Source organism: Exiguobacterium sp. s35 (genome assembly GCF_018617535.1).
Lineage (GTDB): Bacteria > Bacillota > Bacilli > Exiguobacteriales > Exiguobacteriaceae > Exiguobacterium > Exiguobacterium aestuarii.
Genome location: NZ_JACSKI010000001.1, coordinates 977,855 through 999,187, shown reverse-complemented (window position 1 = coordinate 999,187; position 21,333 = coordinate 977,855). Strand labels below are relative to the sequence as shown.

Below are 21,333 nucleotides of genomic sequence, written 5' to 3'. Positions count from 1 at the left end.
ATGGAAAAAAGAACGAAAACAAGATTAGATGTACTACTCGTCGAACGCGGTCTCGCTGAAACACGAGAGAAGGCGAAACGGGCTGTCATGGCCGGGCTTGTCTACAGCGGGACCGAACGTCTGGATAAAGCGGGCGATAAAGTGTTTGATGATATCCCTCTTGAAGTGAAAGGTCAAGTTCTACCGTACGTCGGACGAGGCGGGCTGAAGCTTGAGAAAGCTCTGCAAGTGTTCCCGCTCGACGTTCAAGGCCGTGTGGGGATTGATATCGGTTCCTCTACGGGAGGTTTTACGGACTGTGCGCTTCAAAACGGGGCGACGCAAATGTATGCGGTCGATGTTGGTTACAACCAGCTCGCATGGAAGCTTCGTAGCGATGATCGCGTCATCGTCATGGAACGGATGAACTTCCGTCATGCGACAGCCGATCAATTCCCGGTCAAACCAGATTTTGCGACGATTGATGTTTCTTTCATATCACTTCGTCTCATGGTGCCACCTCTAAAAGCGATTTTAAACCAGGAGGGTGTCGTCATGGCGCTCGTCAAACCACAATTCGAAGCCGGTAAAGCCGATGTCGGGAAGAAAGGGATTGTGCGAGACCGTGACGTACATGAGCGAGTGGCGAGTGATATGGTCCGCTATTTTGCATCGGAAGGGTTCTTCGTCGAAGGATTGGACTACTCCCCGATCACGGGTGGGGACGGAAACATTGAATTCCTCTTATTCGCTCGTTATACGGGGGTAGGTGGAGTCGAACCATCCCTTCGAGTCGAAGACGTGGTGGATGCGGCGCATGCCAAACTAAAGGGATGAGCAATGGCTACAGACAGCTTTGTCTGTAGCTTTTTCTTATCGACGAAGAAGAGATGGAGAATGGTGGAAATACCCACCGGAATGCTAGACCTTTTTTCGACAATACTTTAGAATGATAATGTGTATGTGAAACGAAGAATGAGGTGTCAGCGCTTATGAATAAAGGACAGCGATTGATTAAAATTCGAGACATCGTGACGAATCGTGAAATCGAAACGCAAGATGAATTAGTAGACGAACTTCGTCGCTTAGGATATCCCGTCACACAGGCGACTGTATCTCGGGATATTAAAGAATTACATTTAGTGAAAGTTCCTTTGAACGACGGACGATACAAATACAGCTTGCCTGCGGATCAGCGTTTTAACCCATACGGAAAAATGAAGCGCATCCTCGGTGACAGCTTCGTCTCGGTCGACTCAGCTCAAAACCTGGTTGTCATGAAAGTGCTACCAGGTAATGCCGATGCAATCGGTGTCTTGATTGACCATCTGTCATGGGACGAATTGATTGGAACAGTTTGTGGAGATGACACGATTCTCATGATTGCTCGCGATGAGGAGAAAGCGAAACAAATCATCGATCGACTACTCGGAATGTTATGAGGTGAAAGTACGTATGTTGGCAGAACTATCAATCAAACAGTTTGCGATTATCGACGAATTAAACATTCCGTTTAATCGGGGCATGACCGTTCTCACGGGTGAGACAGGTGCCGGTAAATCGATTTTGTTAGATGCGATTGGGTTGCTTGTTGGAGGACGTGGATCGAGCGAATTCGTTCGTTATGGTCAGGATAAGGCCGAAATCGAAGGAATGTTCATGGTTGAATCGGATCACCCGGTCATTGAGGCGGCCGAACAATACGGCATCGAAATCGAGGACGGGACAGTTATTTTGCGCCGAGACTTACATAGTAGCGGGAAAAGCGTCTGCCGTGTGAATGGGAAGATGATGCCACTCTCGACGCTACGTGAATTCGGTCGCTTGCTTGTAGATATTCACGGTCAGCATGAACATCAACACTTGATGGACTCAGAATTTCACTTGGGCATTCTCGACCATTATGCCGAAAAGGAAATCGCTCCATTATTAGAGGAATATCAGACAGCGTACGCAGCTTGGAAGCAAGTCGCGGATGAACTGAAGCGACTCAGTCAAAGTGAACAAGAGCTTGCACAGCGCATGGACTTATTATCGTTTCAAACGAAAGAAATTGAAGCGGCTGAACTAAAAGAGGGTGAAGAACAGGCATTAATGGAAGAACGGGATGAATTAGCGAACTTTGAACGCATTCATCAACACATTCGTCTGTCTTATGAGGCAGTCTCTGAAGAGTCAAACGGACTTGACCAAATCGGGGTCGCAATGCGCGAGATGGAAGAAGCTTCTCAATTGTCCTCTTCCCTCGCATCAGTATCAGAGACAATCTCGAACGCTTATTACTTGCTCGAAGATGCAAAGTTTCAGTTACGGGATCAACTCGACTCACTTGAGTTTGATCCAATTCGTTTGGATGAAATCGAGTCGCGTCTAGCGCTGTTCCAACAGCTTAAGCGGAAATATGGCACGACAATCGAAGAAGTCATCGCCTATGGGGAACAAGTATCCGATGAATTGAAATCGATGACGAATCGTGAGGAGTTGCTGCAAACACTGTCTGAGGACCTTGTCCGACTAGAGAAAGTTGCAAAAGAGGCAGGTGCACGGCTGTCGGCGTCACGTAAAGCGGCGGCCGAGTCCCTTCAACACGACATCCATCGAGAACTAAAAGAATTATATATGGAGAAAACAGCGTTTGAAGTTCGATTCAGTACGACGACATTGAAACAAGACGGTTTTGATGATGTCGAATTTTATATGATGACAAACGTCGGAGAACCGTTCAAGCCGCTTGCGAAAGTCGCTTCAGGTGGTGAACTTTCCCGTGTCATGTTAGCCCTTAAATCAATCTTTTCCCGAACGGTCGGAGTCGCATCGATTATCTTCGATGAAGTCGATACAGGAGTATCAGGGCGTGTCGCACAAGCGATGGGAGAAAAAATCTTCCGTCTGTCTGTCGGGTCGCAAGTGCTGTGTATCACGCATTTAGCTCAAGTTGCTGCAATGGCAGATCAACACCTTTACATCACGAAAACGGAAACAGACGACCGGACGAAGACGAACGTTGCCACTCTTGACCGCGAGAGCCGGATCGACGAGCTAGGTCGAATGATTGCTGGTATTCAAATGACAGACTTGACGAAGCAACATGTTGAAGAGTTGCTCGAAATGTCACAGCAAGTAAAACAGAAGTTCATCAAAGGAGTGTCATAAGTGATTACATTATGTATTGCGGACGACAATCGAGAAATCGTCGATTTGTTGAGCCGACAACTAGAATCTGAGCCTGATCTCCGTGTCGTTGGAACAGCGCACGATGGTGAAGCGTGCTTGGAGGTCGTCAAGACACACCAACCGGATGTACTCTTACTCGATATTATCATGCCTCATTTGGATGGAATCGGAGTATTGCAACGTTTACATGAAGAGTTCGGTGATGATAAGCCGGAAGTGATCATGTTGAGTGCGTTCGGAAAAGATGAAGTGACGAAACAAGCGGTTCAATTGGGGGCCTCTTACTTTCTCGTCAAACCTTTCAATATCCAACAACTGTTGACGAAAATTCGTGAGTTGTCGGATGGTGCGAATCGCGAATTCGAAGGAATGTCCCCAGATGAAATTGAAATTTCGATCTTGCTCCAACAGCTTGGCATTTCCCCTCGAATCAAAGGATTCAAGTATATCCGCCAAGCCGTCATTTACGTACGCGAGCGTCAAGATTTGCTCGGATTAATCACAAAGGAATTGTATCCGATGGTCGCAAAAGAGCATGATACGACTTCCTCACGTGTAGAGCGGGCGATGCGTCACGCGATCAAGACGGCGTGGGAGAATGGCATGCGCGATCATGAGATGTTTGAAGGGCGACCTGAGCGTGAGCGGAGTCCGAAGAACTCGGAGTTTATTTCGTATTTCGTCACCTACTTGTCGTTTAAAAGTAATTGAATCTTTCAGAAGGACTAAGCCGTTTGATGGTTTAGTCCTTTTTGTAAAATAATCAATAAAAAAATTTATTTACTTTATGAAAGAAAGCGCTTGCAAAACGAGTGTGGTTTGTTATAATAAAGGTGTACCAAGTTACTTGGACAAGCGTCAGATGAACGCTTTTCAAACTTGTTCCGGAGCAATGTTTGAAGAAACAAAATCATCTCGGTTCGCTATCCGACAATAGCTCAGAGGTGGGAACGACATCTCAAGTCGTTAATGTCCCGACGTGAGGTCGCGACAGTCGCTCATTCGCGAGACGATTCTATCATCAACTCGAAGCTAGGGGTTGATATAGGAAAAACGAATCGTTCAGTTAACCAAAAGGAGTGTTGTCAACCGTTGAATAGTTTATGGCAAGCGTTCGACTTCACGATGGATGGTTGGACATGATCCGATAACAAAAAAAGTTAGTAACTCGAATGGAAGCGTTCCGTTCACGCAAGACGGCAGTTACTAAAGTTCTTTCATACTTCTTCATTAAGAAGACGTTGGATCTCATGTCAATGGAAGTAAAGTAGTTGGAAAGGAGATCATCCGTAGTGATCACAATTCAATACGAATAAAAGGTTCCGCACTTGAAATGAAGTCAAGTTAGGGAACCTTTTTTTGTGCGCTTATGAGTCGAGTCGTTGAACTTTACCTGTTTTTTTATCGCGGTTAAATATATAGCCAGCTACAAATCCGATCCCGCCCATGGCGAGCAGAAGTCCAAAAGTCCCCTGCAACATGGAGGCGGCAGCGAGTGAATCAATCCATGTGAATGGTCCACTCGTCTTCAAAAAGAAGCTATCACGAAGTAATTTGATTCCGTAAACACCGAGTAAGCCAGGGACGATTAAGATTAGAAGCGCGATGAAACGCATGCAATCTCCTCCTTTACCATACATTATTTTAACAGAAATTCATTCATTCTACACTGTCTATTTTTAGGCGGCTTGCGCATCATGTTTGTATTCAGTAGCATGAAGATGAGAAGAGAGAAAGATGGGGGAATTCGTATGAATAAACGATTGATGATTGTCGGGGCAGGAAAAGGGGGGACGGAAGTCCTGAACATGTTGATGGACTCTCCGCTTGCTACGATCGTGGCGGTCGTGGACTCCGATGCATCGGCTGAAGGGATTGCACTTGCCAAAAGTTATGGCATCGCCGTGACGGACAATTGGACAAAATATGCGGATGCATCATTGGACTTTGTCATTGAGACGACAGGACAGCATCAAACGTTTGAAGAGTTGAAGGATCATTATCAAGATGCGGTTGTGTTGCCAGGAGAGTTTATTCGGATCGTTGTCGAACGATTGAAGCAGAATCAGCAAATGCTTGAGGCAATCATCGAGTGTACGAGTGAGGCAATTTCGGTAGCCGATCATCACGGCAACACCATATTAATCAATCCGTCTTACACACGGTTGACGGGATTCAAAAAGGAGGATGTCGTCGATAAACCCGCCACTGCCGACATCGGGATGCAGGAGAGTGTACATTTGAAAGTACTATCGACGGGGCAGGGGGTCCGAGACATTCGGATGCAAATCGGGGCGACGCGACGTGACATTCTTGTGAATGCCGAACCCATCATCGTTGAGGGGAAGTTGAGAGGTTCGGTCGGCGTCATTCGAGACGTGTCTCAAATACGTGCGCTGCGTGATGAATTACAAGAAGCGAAAACACGCATTCGAAATCTAGAGGCGAAATATCAGTTTGCCGATATCATCGCGACAAGTGATACGATGCGATTCGTCATCGATCAAGCGAAATTGGCAGCTGTGACCCCGGTAACAGTATTGATTCGCGGAGAATCGGGAACAGGAAAAGAACTGTTCGCCCATGCCATTCATGGGGAGTCCCCTCGGAAATTCAAAAAGTTCATCCGGGTAAACTGTGCGGCCATTTCACCCACGCTTCTCGAAAGTGAACTGTTCGGCTATGAAGATGGAGCGTTCAGTGGCGCGAAGCGTGGCGGAAAGACCGGTTACTTTGAGGAGGCAGATGGCGGTTCGCTCTTTTTGGACGAAATCGGAGAACTGCCACTTGATGTCCAAGTGAAGCTTCTACGTGTGCTTCAAGAAAATGAGATTGTCCGAGTCGGTGGGACGACGGCGATTCCGATTGATGTCCGCATCATCGCCGCGACGAATGCTGACCTTGAACAGAAAGTGGCAGATGGGACGTTCCGAGAAGATTTGTACTATCGCATCAACCGCATGCCAATCCATATCCCTCCACTTCGTGAACGGTTGAATGAACTCGAGGCACTCTGTGATCGTATCATTCGGAAGTTGAATCAAGAATATGGACGGAGTGTACAAGGTGTGGATGAAGATGCCCTGATGCTTCTAAAAAGTCAGCATTGGAAAGGGAACGTCCGAGAACTTGAGAATGTCATTGGTCGGGCGATGATTTATATGGCGAGCGCGGAACAATGGATTGCTCCACATCACCTTCAATTATCACCGCGTACGCCGAGTCAGAAAGTCGTCGAGTCTGGAACGCTCCATGAGGCGGTGGCGAAATATGAGCGTGATTTGATTGAGCGAACAATCGAAGAGGCTGGTGGAAATAAGTCAGAAGCTGCCCGTCGATTAAAAATTTCGATTCGGACTTTATACAATAAACTAGAAACCATGAAATAATATGCATGAAAATAATTGCATGGTAAGCATTTTTTTGCATAGTCATCCGCATAATAAAGCGCTTACAATTTAGGAAACAAACTTGCTTATGTTATAGTGTAGAGAGCAAGGGGGGACAATGATGAATTTTGAACGGATGCTGAAGAACGCAAAACAACTAGAGGGTTGTACGGTATCCATTGCGGGGGCAGCGGATGAAGAAGTGATCCGAGCCGTAAAACTTGCCACGGATCATGGATTGTCACGTTTCATTTTATTTGGAGAAGCTCGGGAAATCCGAAAGTTATGTGAACAGTATGGAATCGATGAGTCAGATGTCGATATTTTACATGCAAAAGGTGACGTAGAGATTGCCAGACGTGCTGCACTAGCCGTGAAAAACAAAGAGGCGGATGTGCTCATGAAAGGAATGGTGTCGACATCGACATTCATGAAAGCCGTCCTCAATCGAGAGGCTGGCCTTCGGACGAACCGGACGCTCAGTCATATCGCATTATTTCAAATTCCAAATCGGGAAAAATTGATTGGTGTGACCGATGCAGCAATCCATATCGCGCCATCGCTCGAAGAAAAGGTCGAAATCATTCATAATGCGGTAGAAGCGATGCATGACATCGGTTACGAATCGCCAAAAGTCGCAGCAATTGGGGCTGTTGAGGTTGTTAATCCTCAGATGAATGCGACGCTCGATGCCGCGTTGCTCAGTCAGATGAATCGTAGAGGACAAATCAAAGGCTGTATCGTAGATGGACCGCTTGCCCTTGATAACGCAGTCGATATGGTCGCAGCGAAACAAAAAGGAATCAATAGTGAAGTGGCGGGGCAAGCAGATTTATTAGTCGTACCATACATAGAGGTCGGCAACGTCCTTTATAAATCAATCATGTACTTTGCAGAGGCGAGCGTTGCGGCGATTGTCGTTGGCGCATCTGCCCCTGTCGTATTGACGAGTCGTGCCGATACAGCGGAGGCGAAACTTTATTCCCTCGCATTCGCTTTGTTACATGCCAAAAACTAATCGTACTTAACAGGAGGAATTGATCATGATGGAAACAAACACAGAACCACGCTTCCGTATTTTTGATGTCTTACAATCTGAGGATTACGAACAAATCGTATTTTGCCAAGACCAAGCTTCTGGGTTAAAAGCAATCATTGCGATCCACGATACGACACTCGGTCCAGCACTTGGCGGACTTCGTATGTGGAATTATGAGTCAGAGCAAGAAGCGCTCACAGACGTGTTGCGTCTCGCAAAAGGAATGACTTATAAAAATGCTGCAGCCGGACTCAACCTTGGTGGTGGGAAAGCTGTCATCATCGGAAATGCCAAGACGGACAAGTCAGAAGCTCTCTTCCGTGCATTCGGTCGATACGTACAATCACTAAGTGGACGTTACATCACAGCTGAAGATGTGAACACGACGGTAGCTGACATGGACTTCATTCACATGGAGACGGATTACGTCACAGGAGTCAGTCCTGCGTTCGGTTCAAGTGGTAACCCTTCACCAGTAACGGCATATGGCGTCTACCGCGGTATGAAAGCCGCTGCAAAATGGAAGTTCGGAACAGACTCACTCGCAGGGAAGACGGTTGCCGTGCAAGGTGTCGGAAACGTAGCCTATAACTTATGCCGCCACCTCCATGAAGAAGGTGCACATTTGATTGTGACAGACATCAACGAAGAAGCGCTCAAACGTGCAGAAGCAGACTTTGGTGCGACGATCGTCAAACCAGATGAGATTTACGCGGTCGAGTGTGACATTTTTGCTCCATGTGCACTCGGTGCAGTCATCAACGACAAAACGATTCCACAATTGAAAGCACAAATCGTTGCAGGTGCCGCAAACAACCAATTGGCTGAAGATCGTCATGGGGATGTACTTGACGAGAACGGTATCCTTTACGCGCCAGACTTCGTCATCAACGCCGGTGGTGTCATCAACGTCGCGGACGAACTCGAAGGTTATAACCGTGAACGGGCAATGAAGAAAGTCGAACTCATCTATGACAACATGATGCGTGTCTTTGAAATTGCGGAGCGTGATGGAGTACCGACGCATGTGGCGGCTGACAAGATGGCTGAAGAGCGGATTCATATGATGTCACGTTCACGTAGTCAGTTCCTCAAAGTTGAAAAAAGTATTCTGGGGAGACGCTAAGATGACAAAACGGCTAATTCTTGCGATCAACCCTGGGTCGACTTCGACAAAAGTTGGATTGTTTGATGGGAAGGAAGAAGTGATGACACGTACGGTCCGCCATGAGATTGATGTGACCGGTCTCACCCTTCCTGAGCAGTTACCTCATCGTGAGCAAGAAGTACGTGCCTTGTTAGAAGAGACTGGCATCGCGGTCAACGATTTGACCGCGATTGTCGGTCGTGGTGGCTTGCTTGCACCGATGACATCAGGAACGTATACCGTCAATGATTTGATGCGAGAGGACTTGACGAGCGGAAGATTCGGTATGCATGCGTCTAACCTCGGTGGATTGATTGCATCCAAAATAGGCGAGAATGAAGGAATCCCAAGCTTCATCGTTGACCCTGTCGTTGTCGATGAGATGCATGAGTTGGCAAGAAAGACCGGAATGGCCGACATCGATCGCCGTAGTATCTTTCATGCCCTGAATCAAAAGGCCGTCGCCAAACGTTTTGCGACTGAAAATGGAAGCGATTACAATGAGCTGAATTTGATTGTCGCTCACTTGGGCGGAGGGATTACGGTCGGTGCTCATGCACAAGGCCGCGTCATCGATGTGAACAATGGACTCGACGGTGATGGACCACTTGCTCCAGAACGGGCAGGTTCAATTCCTGTTGGACAGGTAGTAGAACTATGTTATAGTACCAGGTGTAAAGAATCGGAAATGAAAAAGAAAATTGTCGGTCAAGGTGGGTTGTTCGCACACCTCGGTACATTCGATGCGATTGAGATTGAGCAACGGATGGAATCGGGAGATGATGAGGCGAGACTCCTTTATGAGACGATGGCATACCGTGTCGCACAAGAGATTTCAAAACATGGTGCGACGCTCAGTGGCCGAGTGGATGCCATCTTATTGACAGGTGGAATCGCTTATTCTGACTGGCTGACTGACAAGATTAAAGAGCGTGTCGCATTCCTCGCGCCGGTATACGTTTATCCAGGTGAAGATGAATTGAAAGCCTTGGCAGAAGGTGCACTTCGCGTCATCGAGAAGGAAGAGACCGCAAGAGAATATGAGGGGGATACACATGGCACGAGAATTTGATGTTGTCGTCATTGGTGGAGGACCAGGAGGATATGTGGCTGCGATCAAGGCTGCACAGGCTGGTAAATCTGTCGCAATCGTCGAGGCGAGAAAATTAGGCGGCACCTGCTTACATAGAGGCTGCATCCCTACGAAAGCTCTTCTAAAAGCTGCCCATGTCTATCAAACGGCGAAACAGGGGGCAACGTACGGCGTAGAAACGGGAAGTGTGACGTTCAACATGGAACGGGCTCAAACGTATAAACGCGATCTTGTGGCTGGTCTTGAAAAAGGAATCGAGCACTTGATGAAACAAGGGAAAATTGAAGTGTTTCGCGGAAAAGCCTCGATCCTTGGACCGAGTATCTTCTCGCCACAACCTGGGACCGTATCCGTTGAAGATGAAAGCGGTGAGTCAGAGCTCATCTTGCCAAACCAATTGATTATCGCGACAGGTTCGATTCCGCGTGAACTTCCTGGTTTGCCGTTCGATCACGAACGTATCTTAAACTCGGACGACCTCCTCAATTTTGAGACACTTCCTGAATCGATTGCGATTGTCGGTGGAGGTGTCATCGGAGTCGAATGGGCGTCCATGCTCGTCGATTTAGATGTGAACGTGACGTTGATCGAAGTAGGAGATCGATTACTTCCACTTGAGGACAAGGCGGTCTCTCGTGAGGTGGAACGCTTATTGAAGAAGCGTGGTGTCCGTGTGAAGAAGAGCGTGACGGTCGACGCCGAACGAACATTGATTCACGAAAATACAGTGGAGCTTGCTGTCGGGGAAGAGATGTTACAAGTAGACAGTGTCCTCGTCTCGGTTGGTCGAGTTGCCAACACGGAAGACTTAGGACTTCAAAACACTTCCATCGTCGTAGAAAACGGGATCATCCAAGTCGATAGTCAGTATCGGACGAAAGAACGTCATATCTTCGCAATCGGTGATTGCATCGGGAAGTTACAACTCGCTCACGTCGCGTCTGCAGAAGGCGTGAAGGCGGTCGAAACGATTCTTGGACTTGAGCCGACACCACTCGATTATGCGCTCATTCCACGTTGTGTATATAGCGTTCCTGAAGTCGCTTCGGTCGGCTTGACGGAAGAGGCGGCAAAAGATGCCGGACATGATGTGAAGACGGGGACATATCGATTCAACGGACTCGGGAAAGCGCGAATTGAAGGACAAGCAGACGGATTCGTCAAACTCGTTTCGGACAAAGAAACAGATGACCTTCTCGGTGTTCATATCGTCGGACCGAAAGCGACTGAACTCATCACAGAAGGTGGACTCGCGCTCGTCTTGAACGCGACGGCTTGGGAGATGGGACAACTTGTGCACCCACACCCTGCATTGAGCGAAGCCTTCCAGGAAGCGGCACTTGCCGTTGATGGATTACCGATTCACGCCTAAGGAGGAACAAGAATGGAACAGATGACTGTAAACTCATATGAAGAGCTTGGTTTAACCAAACAAGATTTATTGGCAATGTATGAAACGATGGTACGCGCCCGTAAGATTGATGAACGGATGTGGAAGTTGAACCGCGCCGGGAAAATCCCGTTCGTCGTTTCATGTCAAGGACAAGAAGCGGCGCAGGTCGGTGCGGCGTTCGCGCTCGAGAAAGGAATCGACTACGTATTGCCTTACTATCGTGATGTGGCGGTTGTTCTTCACTTCGGTCAAACATCAAGAGACTTGATGTTGTCGGCATTTGCGAAAGCGGAAGATCCGAACTCGGGCGGTCGTCAGATGCCTGGTCACTTCGGCTCGAAAGAACATCGCATCGTGACGGGTTCATCTCCGGTTACAACACAAGTCCCTCATGCGGTCGGAATTGCACTTGCGGCGAAGATGAAAAAAGAAGAACTCGTCACGTTCGTCTCGTTCGGAGAAGGCTCATCGAACCAAGGTGACTTCCACGAAGGGGCAAACTTTGCAGGTGTCCATAAATTACCGGTTATCTTGTTCTGTGAGAACAACAAGTATGCGATTTCGGTACCACTTACGAAACAGTTGGCATGTGAGCATGTATCAGACCGTGCAAAAGGTTACGGGATGCCAGGTGTGACAGTCGACGGGACAGACCCGATTGCTGTATATGCGGTCGTGAAGGAAGCGCGCGAACGTGCACTTCGCGGAGAAGGACCGACGCTAATCGAAGCAGAAGTCGAACGTCTCGTCCCACACTCATCAGATGATGATGACAAAGCATACCGTTCAGCTGAAGAATTGGCCGGATTAAAAGAGCGAGATGGCATTCAATTGTTCCGTCAACGACTTGTGAACGATGGTATTGCAACAGCGGATACACTTGCCGAAATCGATGCACAAATCGATGCTGAAGTGAATGAAGCGACGACATATGCGGACAAAGCACCGTACGCATCACCTGAATCTGCATTGGATTACGTCTATGAGGAGGAAAAATGATGAAAACGTTTATCGAAGCGATCAATGAAGCGATTCATGAGGAAATGGAGCGCGACGAAAACGTCTTCGTCGTCGGGGAAGACGTCGGCGTACGTGGTGGTGTATTCCGTGCCACCCAAGGCTTGATTGAGAAGTATGGAGAAGACCGTGTCATCGACGCACCGCTCGCTGAGAGTGCGATTGCCGGTGTAGGAGTCGGGGCTGCCATGTACGGTATGCGACCGATTGCAGAAATGCAATTCGCAGACTTTATCATGCCAGCAGTGAACCAAATCGTATCGGAAGCGGCAAAAATTCGATACCGCTCAAACAACGACTGGACGTGTCCGATGGTCATCCGTGCTCCTTTCGGGGGTGGCATTCACGGGGCACTCTATCACTCGCAATCGGTCGAGGCGATGTTCAGTTCGACGCCAGGTCTCAAAGTCGTCATTCCATCAGACCCAGTCGATGCGAAGGGATTGTTGAAAGCAGCAATCCGTTCGAACGACCCTGTCCTCTTCTTCGAACATAAGCGTGCCTATCGTCTTTTGAAGGCGGACTTGCCAACGGACGAATACACGGTTGAAATCGGTAAGGCTGCTGTCAAACGTGAAGGTGACGATATCACAATCATCACGTACGGTCTTTGTGTCCACATGGCACAAGAAGCTGCGAAAACACTCGAAAAGGAAGGAATCAGTACGCATATTCTCGACCTTCGTACCGTCTATCCGCTCGACCAGGGTGCAATCATCGAGTCGGTCAAGAAGACCGGTAAAGTGTTACTCGTGACAGAAGACAACAAAGAAGGAAGCATCATTGGAGAAGTAGCGGCGATTATCGCAGAGAAGGCACTCTTTGAACTCGATGCGCCGATTGAACGCTTAGCGGGTCCTGACGTTCCGGCTATGCCATATGCACCACCGATGGAAAAATTCTTTATCGTATCCCCAGAAAAAATTGCCGAGCGGGCGCGTCAGCTCGCCGCGTTTTAAGGAGGCGTCTCCATGGAACAAACGATTACAATGCCCCAACTCGGTGAGAGTGTGACGGAAGGCACGATTACGACATATCTCGTCAAACCGGGCGATCGTGTGGAAGAATATGAACCACTTGCCGAAGTGATGACAGATAAAGTCACGGCCGAGATTCCGGCAACAAGTGCAGGAATCGTAAAAGAATTTCTCATTCCAGAAGGTGAGACGGTCAGTGTCGGGACACCTGTCCTGACGATGGAAGTCGAAAGTGCAGAGGAAGCTGTGACTGAGACGAAGACTGAACCGGTCGCCGAAGCGGAACCAGCAGAACCGGCAGCAGCGAAGCAAGCTGTCGCGACGGTTCCGAAAAAACAGAGTGGGTACGGTCGATATTCTCCTGCCGTCATCCGACTCGCGAATGAGAACAACATCGATTTGAATGAATTGAGCGGAAGCGGTCTAGGCGGTCGGATTACGCGGAAAGATATTCTTCGTTACTTATCAGAAGGACGCCCTGCATCAACTCCTGAGAAAGCGACACAAGCACCTGTCCAAGAGACAATGGTACAAACAAAAATGGACGTTCCGACTGAGGCACCACGTCCTGCCGTCGAACCTTCACAATCAGCTGCCTCGACATCTACAGGTCGATACGAAACGATTCCGACAGCTGGTGTGCGTCAAGCGATTGCGAACAATATGGTTCGCTCGAAGCATGAGGCACCACACGCATGGCTCATGATTGAGGTCGATGTAACGAATCTCGTCGAGGCGCGTGCGAAATTGAAAGATGAGTTCATGAAACGGGAAGGCGTCAAATTGACATTCATGCCGTTTTTCATGAAAGCAGCCATCGAGGCATTGAAGAAGTATCCGATGATGAACTCAGAATGGGCAGGCGACCACATCAAAGTTCACCAAGACATCCATCTGTCTGTGGCCGTCGCGGCAAACGACGCCCTGTATGTACCGGTCATTCGCCAAGCGGATGAGAAGAACATCAAAGGACTCGCTGTGGCCCTTCAAGACGTAGCGTCACGTGCGCGTGAGAACCGTTTGAAGGCGGAGGAGATGCGTGGAGGGACGTTCACCATCAACAACACGGGTGCGTTTGGTTCAATCCAATCGGCACCAATCTTGAACTACCCACAAGCGGCAATCCTATCAGTCGAGTCGATTGTGAAGCGTCCGGTCTGGATGAACGGAATGTTCGCGGCACGCGATATGGTCAACCTTTGTATGTCGGTCGACCATCGTGTCCTCGACGGGCTCGTCGCAGGGCAATTCTTGCAAGCAATCAAACAGTCGCTCGAGTCGATCGACCCGAACACATATACAGTGTATTGATTCAAAAAAAATGGAGGCGCCCCCGGTGGGATCGCCTCCATTTTTCATGAGTTATAGCCAATGAATAGCGTGAAGAAGAAACTTGCGGCTGAGATGAGTAAGAGAAGGAACGACATGGACATGCCGGTGATGACGAGTCTTTTCGAGAGTCGTTGTTTGGTTTTGTAGAGCGCATACGCAAACACAAGACTAAATATGCCGAGCGTCATGAATAGCGTGAGCGGGATTGATCGGTCGTAAAGAAGGTAAAATGGATCCAATGTTGAATCGTCCTTTCTAGTCATGAACCTTCTTAAATTGTCGTAGATGAACACGGTACATCGATTTGTTGATTACAATAAATACGAGAAGAAACATCCAATATACAAAGATATAGTCTAATGTAAATTCGGGAACACCATCATGTCTGACTGAGGAAATCCAAAGCAGGCAGAGAGAGGCCGGGAAATGGATAAAGAGTACAAGATAAGGTACGAACTTCATGAATGATAAGGCATTTGTCGACGGATTACGCATTAAACTCATCGCGATCAAACCGATCAACACCTCGAGTCCACCAAGCGTGAAATAGGCGAGTGAATCAGAGAAGCTGGTTTCTAGAATGGGTGAGGCAAGCGTCGCAAGACCTAAACTCCCGATGATTATTAAAGCGAACAAGATGTAGTCACCTCCAAAAAAAGGGTTGATTCTATGTGTTTATTGTAAAATAATGGATGGTAAAATTCAACATCTCAGAAAAACACGCCATTCATAGAAATGGCGTGTCGGTAAGTTCTTTATATCGATTGTTCAATCATCGATTCGATGTCGCGACGAACTTCAGCTGGTGACAAACGTGCAGCATCATAGCGGACACGATGCGTCGACTCGTCCGTTCCCGTCAAATCAGCGAAAAGACTTCCGAGGTCGTGGACACTGCGGTCGACTTGTATGAGTAATTCAATCGAATCCTCTTCTTGTAAGATGACGACTTCGACTTCATCTAACTGACGCCCAAAACGTGAGCCGTTCGCTGAATATTCGAGTTCTTGTGCAATCGGAAGACGACCTGAACGATGGCGTGCCGGGAGCATCTCTGTGTCGGCTTTCTTGAGACGAAAACCGAGTTCGTCCATCGCATCTAAAATGACTTGTTGTGAAGCGTTCGGTTGAACGGTAATCGCATCTTCATCTTTTGGGTCGACGGCTTGGGCGATATCAAGCCCGGTCTCAATCCATGATTTCGATTGACTGACAGAGAGTGGGGTATTGAACGGGACGTTGACCGTGAACGGGATCTCTTTCACTTCTCCTGGTCCAATCATAAATGGAGCCTCATTCAATAAAATCTTTTCAATTGTAAAGGTCGAATGAGTCGTTTTATCGTTGACCTCATGTTTATACAGCGTGTTGAAGAAAAGATAGATGCTGTCGACCGACTGCTCGACTGAACCGCCCTCTACATGGACCACTCCATTAAGTTCACCACCGGGTGTGCAATGGCTTTGATTCAAGCGTGTGTCGACTTTTGCGGCACCGATTCCGATTGATGATAAAATCTTTTTAAACATATGTGTATCCTCCTTTGACGTAACGTCGTCTTCGTGTAATAGTATGTACGGACAGGTGAAACGATATGTTTCAAAATTTCTAAAAAAGGATTGAATCCATTGGAATATAAAGCGTTACAAGAACGTCTCGAAGACGTAATCCAATCAAATCATCTCGTGTCGGCGACAATCAGTCAACCCCGTCAAAAATCAAGTGATCTCAGACGGGTCAAATTGAAACCGGTCATGCTTCGGAATGCATACCACATCCAGTTTGAATATCAGTACGAACGGGTGATGAACCATAAAAACTTATCACCGGATGAGGCTGTAGAAGAATTGTTCGACCTTCTTGAAACGTTCAGACAAGGACAGTTTCAATTAAAAGAGTCTGACCTTCAATTTCAGTTATCCAAAAAATTTAAAGTGACCTTTAAAGAGAGACAGACAGCTCAAAAAGAAATTCAGTTGAGCCATAATCGGGAAAAGCAATATGTGCTACCACTCGACGAACCAGTCCCATTCTTGATTCGACTCGGCATCCAGTCGAGTGATGGAAAAGTGAAGCGACAAAAGTATGACAAGTTTAAACAAATCAACCGCTTCCTTGAGTTCATTGAAGACTCGCTTAAACACTTGCCGACAGACCGTACCGTCCGAATCTTGGATTTCGGTTCAGGGAAATCGTATTTGACGTTCGCGCTCTATCACTTTTTACACGAGATGAAAGGGTATGATGTCCATATCACGGGTCTCGATTTGAAAAAAGAAGTCATCGAAGAATGTGCATCGATTGCAAAAGACTTAGGATATGAGCGGCTCGAATTCTTAGTCGGAGACATCAATGAATATGAAGGGGAGACAGCTGTTGATATGGTCGTGACACTTCATGCATGTGACGTGGCGACTGATATGGCGTTAGCCCGTGCCGTCCGGTGGGGGGCGAAAGTCATCTTGAGTGTTCCTTGCTGTCAGAAGGAGTTAAATCGTCAACTTCAAGCACCGAATCTAGACGTGATGCTTCAGCATGGATTGATCAAAGAACGGTTCGCTTCGCTGGCGACAGATTCGATTCGGGCTGAACTTCTTGGGCTTGTTGGTTATGAAGCTCAGTTACTGGAGTTCATCGACCTCGAGCATACACCGAAGAACATCATGATTCGTGCGTATTTGACGAATCGTAAAGCGAGTGCTGAGACGAAGGCGCGCTACCTCGCCTTTAAACAAATGTTACAGGCAGATCCGTTCTTAGAACGTGAATTGAGCGATAGACTTGTCCTCGAGGTAGAACAAGACGTAAAATAAGAGAGTATAGACGAAATGTCGAAAGGGGAAACAACATGGATTTTCAATTATATTTTCAAGATGTAGTCGAACAAGCGCGTAACGAAGTGCGTGCTGCAGGATACACAGAGCTCACGACACCGGAAGAAGTAGACGGGGCACTGAAAAAAGAAGGGAAGACACTTGTACTCGTTAACTCGGTATGTGGTTGTGCAGGCGGGATCGCTCGTCCGGCCGCTGCTTACGTTAACAAGATGGAAGGTGTAAAACCTGACCATTTCGTGACCGTGTTTGCAGGTCAAGACCGTGAAGCGACAGATCGTGCACGTGAGTATTTTGAAGGATATGCACCGTCTTCACCATCGATTGCCCTCCTCGAGGATGGAAACATCGTGACGATGGTAGAGCGTAGTGAAATCGAGTCGTCAACTGCGGAAGAACTTGTCGACCAATTACAAACATTGTTCGATATCTACTTCGCATAATCAAGCAACGGCGCAAAGGCATTGCCTTTGCGCTTTTGTGAAAAGGGGCAGTGTATATGGAACCAGTCATCAAAATTATGACGGAGGCAGAATATATGATTGCCCTGTCACGCGGTGAAATCAATGAACCGTCTCTTCAATCGGAAGGAACGATTAAATGTTGTACGCCGCAACAGATTGGAAAGGTCGTCAAAGCGTCGTATGCGGGAGAAGCGGTCGTTCTCGTCTCCCTTTACGTCAATCGTCTTGGGCAACTGTTACATTATGAGTTAGATGAGGACGGGGAACGTTATCCGCACGTGTATAGTGCCATCCCAATGTCATCCGTCAAACAGGTCCAACCATATGGGTCTCGCGACAACGGAACGGTCACATATTTCGCTTTCGAGCGGATGTGACCTTCTTTTTTTGTATAAATTGCATGAATATACTTTACAAGTAATAATTATGTGTATATAGTGGTTGGAGACACAAGTCGGACAACTGATGTGTCATAGAACAGTTGAGCTACGTTCACACATATGTCATAATTTTGTTAAAGTTCTGATAATTATCATTCAATTACGAAAGGGAGATGAAGATGAAAAAAGGTTTTCTAGCATTATGTTTAGCAGGACTGGCCGCGTTCTCAGTCGCATGTGGAGCAGACGTGAACGAAGGAGGATCGACATCGACCGATGGTGAGGATGACAAAGTCATCGTCATGGGTACGAGTGCCGATTACTTCCCGTATGAATTCGTCGACACAGCGAATGGCGACGAGATCGTCGGATTTGATATCGACATCGCCAAAAAAGTGGCAGAAAACATGGGATATGAATTGAAAATTGAAGATATGGATTTCGGAAGTTTGCTCGGAGCCCTCAACGCGGGTCGTGTCGACTTCGTCATGGCTGGTATGACACCGACAGAAGAACGTAAAGAAAATGCCGATTTCTCGGATATCTATTTCACAGCGGTGAACTTGATCTTATCGAAAGATGATTCACTTCAATCACTTGAAGATTTGAAAGGCAAAAAGATTGGTGTCCAGCTTGGTTCGATTCAAGAAGGAATCGCACAGGATCAAATCGCAGACGCTGAAATCGTCTCATTGAACAAGATTCCTGAGATCATCCAGGAAATCAAGACAGGACGTATTGACGCAATGGTCATCGAAGATACGGTCGCGAAGAAATACCTCGAGCAAGACAGCGAATTGACAACATTTGAAATCGTGGACGAAGAAGAAGCGGGCTCTGCTGCTGCCTTCCGTAAAGACGATGAACTCCGCGATCAATTCAACGAAGAGTTGAAGAAGATGATCGACAGTGGAGAAATCGAAGAGTTAGCACAAAAATGGTTTGAAGAAGAGGCTGCACCAGCCGAATAATGAATCGTACGAGGCTGACTGAAGATGAATCGGTCAGCCTTTTTTTAGGAGGAACTTACAATGGATTTTAGCCGGATTTATGATTCGATCCCTTACATACTTGAAGGGATTCCAGTCATGTTCCAAGTGGTCATCGTCTCGGCATTAATCGGGATTTCACTTGGTATTGTCGTTGCAACACTGAAAATCGTACCGAATCGTCTCATCAACTTTATTGGACATGCATACACGGCTGTATTCCGTGGGACACCACTTATCTTGCAACTTGCCATCATTCACTTCGGGTTGCCACAACTGACTGGCTATATCACGACGCCATATCAATCGGCAGTCATCGCCTTTTCATTGAACTCAGGGGCGTATATTTCAGAGATTATTCGTGCTGGTATTCAAGCGGTCGATAAAGGCCAATGGGAAGCATCTGATGCTTTAGGTGTCCCATACGTCAAACAATTACGTTCAATCATCTTGCCACAGGCGTTCAAGAATATCTTGCCCGCCCTCGTCAACGAGATGATTACATTGACGAAAGAGTCGGCACTCGTCTCGACGGTCGGCGTACTCGACATTATGCGCCGGGCACAGATTGTCGGTGGGCAGAAGGCAATCTACTTCGAACCGCTTCTATTCGCCGGTGTGATATACTTTACGATAGTGATGATCTTGACGTATCTTGGACAACGTCTAGAAAAACGGTTAAGAAAGAGTGATGGAAGATGATCGAAGTTAAAGACCTACACAAACAATTTGGTGACTTAGAAGTATTGAAGGGAATCACGACGACGATTGAACGTGGTGAAGTGGTCGCCGTCATCGGACCGTCTGGGTCTGGTAAATCGACATTTCTGCGTTGCTTGAACATGCTAGAAATCCCGACGAGCGGGACGGTCAGTGTGGATGGATTCGAACTTACGAAAAAAGGGGCGAACGTCGCGAAGGCTCGCCAAAATATCGGGATGGTGTTCCAACAGTTCAACCTCTTCCCGCATATGAGCGTATTGGACAATTTGACGTATGCACCTGTCAATGTTTTGAAAGTCAGTAAGGCTGAAGCTCTTGAACGTGCGAAAAAATTGCTCGAACGTGTCGGCCTCTCTGAGAAAATCGACGCCTACCCGAGCCAATTATCAGGTGGACAAAAACAACGTGTCGCGATTGCACGTGCTTTGGCGATGGAACCGAACGTCATGTTATTCGATGAGCCGACATCGGCACTTGACCCTGAGATGGTCAACGAAGTACTCGATGTCATGAAGGGGTTAGCTGAGACAGGGATGACGATGGTCGTCGTCACACACGAAATGGGCTTTGCTCGTGAAGTGGCAGACCGTGTCCTCTTCCTTGATGAAGGAATTCTGATGGAAGAAGGAAAACCGGCCGACCTATTGTTGAACCCGCAGACAGACCGTGCGAAACGATTCTTAGAAAAAGTGTTGTAATCTGAACTTACGAAGGAAGGATGAATGCACATGAAAATCACTTATTACGGACACGCGACAGTAGGATTTGAGATCGATGGCGTAAACGTGTTGATCGATCCATTTTTGACGAGTAACCCTCATACGGAAGTAGACCCTTCTACACTACGCCCAGACTATTTGTTGCTCACCCACGCTCATTTTGATCATATCGAAGATGTCGAATTGATCGCGAAAGAGACGGGTGCGACGATTGTGGCGACGCATGAGCTCGCGACCTACTATGAGAAAAAAGGATTTTCTGTACACGGAATGAATATCGGTGGCGGACACGCCTTCCCGTTCGGACGTGTCACGATGACGCAAGCATTTCATAGCTCGAGTTTCGATATGGGTGACACACCAATCTATATGGGAATGCCAGCTGGATTCATCATTGAGACGAATGAGCTGACGCTCTATCACGCTGGGGATACGAGCCTGTTCTCGGATATGAAAATGTACGGAGAACGTTTCGAAATCGATGTCGCATTCCTTCCAATCGGAGATAATTTTACGATGGGACCTGCAGATGCATTAGACGCGGCGCAGTGGCTCCAAGCCAAACGGGTCGTCCCAATCCACTTTGATACGTTCCCGCCGATCAAGCAGGACGCTCAGGCATTCTGTGACCAGTTACATCGTCGTGGTCTTTTGATTGAACCGAACACGACGATCGAGATTTAA

Annotated in this window: 23 protein-coding genes; 19 read left to right on the top strand and 4 right to left on the bottom strand. The window is 47.5% G+C overall.

What is annotated here, in order from left to right:
- The 4 genes from KNO75_RS05195 to spo0A all read left to right on the top strand — a co-directional run bounded on the left by KNO75_RS05195 (window position 1) and on the right by spo0A (window position 3,864).
- On the top strand, window positions 1-816 hold the full coding sequence (locus KNO75_RS05195) for a TlyA family RNA methyltransferase (protein WP_214820205.1): 816 nt from the start codon (window positions 1-3) through the stop codon (window positions 814-816).
- A gap of 155 nt (window positions 817-971) precedes the next feature.
- Window positions 972-1,421 carry a transcriptional regulator AhrC/ArgR gene (ahrC, locus tag KNO75_RS05190; protein WP_214748051.1) on the top strand — a complete coding sequence of 150 codons (450 nt, stop codon included), beginning with the start codon at window positions 972-974 and terminating at the stop codon, window positions 1,419-1,421.
- A gap of 13 nt (window positions 1,422-1,434) precedes the next feature.
- A complete protein-coding gene (recN, locus tag KNO75_RS05185) occupies window positions 1,435-3,132 on the top strand; it encodes a DNA repair protein RecN (protein ID WP_214820203.1) in 1,698 nt (565 codons plus the stop codon).
- Window positions 3,133-3,864, top strand: coding sequence for a sporulation transcription factor Spo0A (gene spo0A, locus KNO75_RS05180; RefSeq protein ID WP_214820201.1), 732 nt, complete (start codon window positions 3,133-3,135; stop codon window positions 3,862-3,864).
- A 656-nt stretch (window positions 3,865-4,520) separates the two neighbouring features.
- On the opposite strand, the gene KNO75_RS05175 is transcribed toward spo0A, so the two are convergent.
- A complete protein-coding gene (locus KNO75_RS05175; RefSeq protein WP_074033291.1) occupies window positions 4,521-4,769 on the bottom strand; it encodes a DUF2627 domain-containing protein in 249 nt (82 codons plus the stop codon).
- Window positions 4,770-4,904: 135 nt separating this feature from the next.
- Between KNO75_RS05175 and KNO75_RS05170 the strand changes: the two genes are divergently transcribed.
- From KNO75_RS05170 to KNO75_RS05135, 8 genes are all read left to right on the top strand, one after another.
- Window positions 4,905-6,542 carry a sigma 54-interacting transcriptional regulator gene (locus KNO75_RS05170; protein ID WP_214820199.1) on the top strand — a complete coding sequence of 546 codons (1,638 nt, stop codon included), beginning with the start codon at window positions 4,905-4,907 and terminating at the stop codon, window positions 6,540-6,542.
- Window positions 6,543-6,663: 121 nt separating this feature from the next.
- A complete protein-coding gene (gene yqiS, locus KNO75_RS05165; protein WP_214820197.1) occupies window positions 6,664-7,560 on the top strand; it encodes a phosphate butyryltransferase in 897 nt (298 codons plus the stop codon).
- Between the two features lie 25 nt (window positions 7,561-7,585).
- Complete coding sequence (locus KNO75_RS05160; protein ID WP_214820195.1) at window positions 7,586-8,707, top strand: Glu/Leu/Phe/Val family dehydrogenase; 1,122 nt, start codon at window positions 7,586-7,588, stop codon at window positions 8,705-8,707.
- 1 nt (window position 8,708) lies between these two features.
- On the top strand, window positions 8,709-9,800 hold the full coding sequence (buk, locus tag KNO75_RS05155) for a butyrate kinase (RefSeq protein WP_214820193.1): 1,092 nt from the start codon (window positions 8,709-8,711) through the stop codon (window positions 9,798-9,800).
- A complete protein-coding gene (lpdA, locus tag KNO75_RS05150; protein WP_214820191.1) occupies window positions 9,784-11,193 on the top strand; it encodes a dihydrolipoyl dehydrogenase in 1,410 nt (469 codons plus the stop codon). Before buk ends, lpdA begins: the two co-directional genes overlap by 17 nt.
- Window positions 11,194-11,205: 12 nt before the next feature.
- Window positions 11,206-12,213, top strand: a complete 1,008-nt coding sequence (locus tag KNO75_RS05145) for a thiamine pyrophosphate-dependent dehydrogenase E1 component subunit alpha (RefSeq protein ID WP_483297961.1) — start codon at window positions 11,206-11,208, stop codon at window positions 12,211-12,213.
- Window positions 12,213-13,190, top strand: a complete 978-nt coding sequence (locus KNO75_RS05140) for an alpha-ketoacid dehydrogenase subunit beta (RefSeq protein ID WP_214820189.1) — start codon at window positions 12,213-12,215, stop codon at window positions 13,188-13,190. Before KNO75_RS05145 ends, KNO75_RS05140 begins: the two co-directional genes overlap by 1 nt.
- Before the next feature lie 12 nt (window positions 13,191-13,202).
- Window positions 13,203-14,519: a dihydrolipoamide acetyltransferase family protein gene (locus KNO75_RS05135; protein WP_214820187.1), complete on the top strand. Its 1,317-nt coding sequence runs from the start codon at window positions 13,203-13,205 to the stop codon at window positions 14,517-14,519.
- A 44-nt stretch (window positions 14,520-14,563) separates the two neighbouring features.
- On the opposite strand, the gene KNO75_RS05130 is transcribed toward KNO75_RS05135, so the two are convergent.
- The 3 genes from KNO75_RS05130 to KNO75_RS05120 form a co-directional block, all read right to left on the bottom strand.
- Window positions 14,564-14,779, bottom strand: coding sequence for a hypothetical protein (locus tag KNO75_RS05130; RefSeq protein WP_214820185.1), 216 nt, complete (start codon window positions 14,777-14,779; stop codon window positions 14,564-14,566).
- Between the two features lie 16 nt (window positions 14,780-14,795).
- Window positions 14,796-15,176 carry a hypothetical protein gene (locus KNO75_RS05125; RefSeq protein WP_214820183.1) on the bottom strand — a complete coding sequence of 127 codons (381 nt, stop codon included), beginning with the start codon at window positions 15,174-15,176 and terminating at the stop codon, window positions 14,796-14,798.
- A 119-nt stretch (window positions 15,177-15,295) separates the two neighbouring features.
- Entirely contained in the window at window positions 15,296-16,069 is a 774-nt protein-coding gene (locus tag KNO75_RS05120; protein ID WP_214820181.1) for a sporulation protein, read from the bottom strand.
- A gap of 99 nt (window positions 16,070-16,168) precedes the next feature.
- On the opposite strand from KNO75_RS05120, the gene KNO75_RS05115 reads away from it, so the two are divergent.
- The 7 genes from KNO75_RS05115 to KNO75_RS05085 all read left to right on the top strand — a co-directional run bounded on the left by KNO75_RS05115 (window position 16,169) and on the right by KNO75_RS05085 (window position 21,333).
- On the top strand, window positions 16,169-17,353 hold the full coding sequence (locus KNO75_RS05115) for a class I SAM-dependent methyltransferase (RefSeq protein ID WP_214820179.1): 1,185 nt from the start codon (window positions 16,169-16,171) through the stop codon (window positions 17,351-17,353).
- Window positions 17,354-17,388: 35 nt separating this feature from the next.
- A complete protein-coding gene (locus tag KNO75_RS05110; protein ID WP_012726551.1) occupies window positions 17,389-17,817 on the top strand; it encodes a BrxA/BrxB family bacilliredoxin in 429 nt (142 codons plus the stop codon).
- Between the two features lie 56 nt (window positions 17,818-17,873).
- Window positions 17,874-18,215 carry a DUF952 domain-containing protein gene (locus KNO75_RS05105; protein WP_214692910.1) on the top strand — a complete coding sequence of 114 codons (342 nt, stop codon included), beginning with the start codon at window positions 17,874-17,876 and terminating at the stop codon, window positions 18,213-18,215.
- Between the two features lie 182 nt (window positions 18,216-18,397).
- Window positions 18,398-19,189 (top strand): transporter substrate-binding domain-containing protein, encoded by a 792-nt coding sequence (locus KNO75_RS05100; protein WP_214820177.1) that lies wholly within the window; start codon window positions 18,398-18,400, stop codon window positions 19,187-19,189.
- Window positions 19,190-19,249: 60 nt separating this feature from the next.
- Window positions 19,250-19,909 carry an amino acid ABC transporter permease gene (locus KNO75_RS05095; protein ID WP_012726548.1) on the top strand — a complete coding sequence of 220 codons (660 nt, stop codon included), beginning with the start codon at window positions 19,250-19,252 and terminating at the stop codon, window positions 19,907-19,909.
- Window positions 19,906-20,628 carry an amino acid ABC transporter ATP-binding protein gene (locus KNO75_RS05090; protein ID WP_074033278.1) on the top strand — a complete coding sequence of 241 codons (723 nt, stop codon included), beginning with the start codon at window positions 19,906-19,908 and terminating at the stop codon, window positions 20,626-20,628. The genes KNO75_RS05095 and KNO75_RS05090 overlap by 4 nt, the downstream gene beginning before the upstream one ends.
- 30 nt (window positions 20,629-20,658) lie before the next feature.
- Window positions 20,659-21,333: a metal-dependent hydrolase gene (locus tag KNO75_RS05085; RefSeq protein WP_214748101.1), complete on the top strand. Its 675-nt coding sequence runs from the start codon at window positions 20,659-20,661 to the stop codon at window positions 21,331-21,333.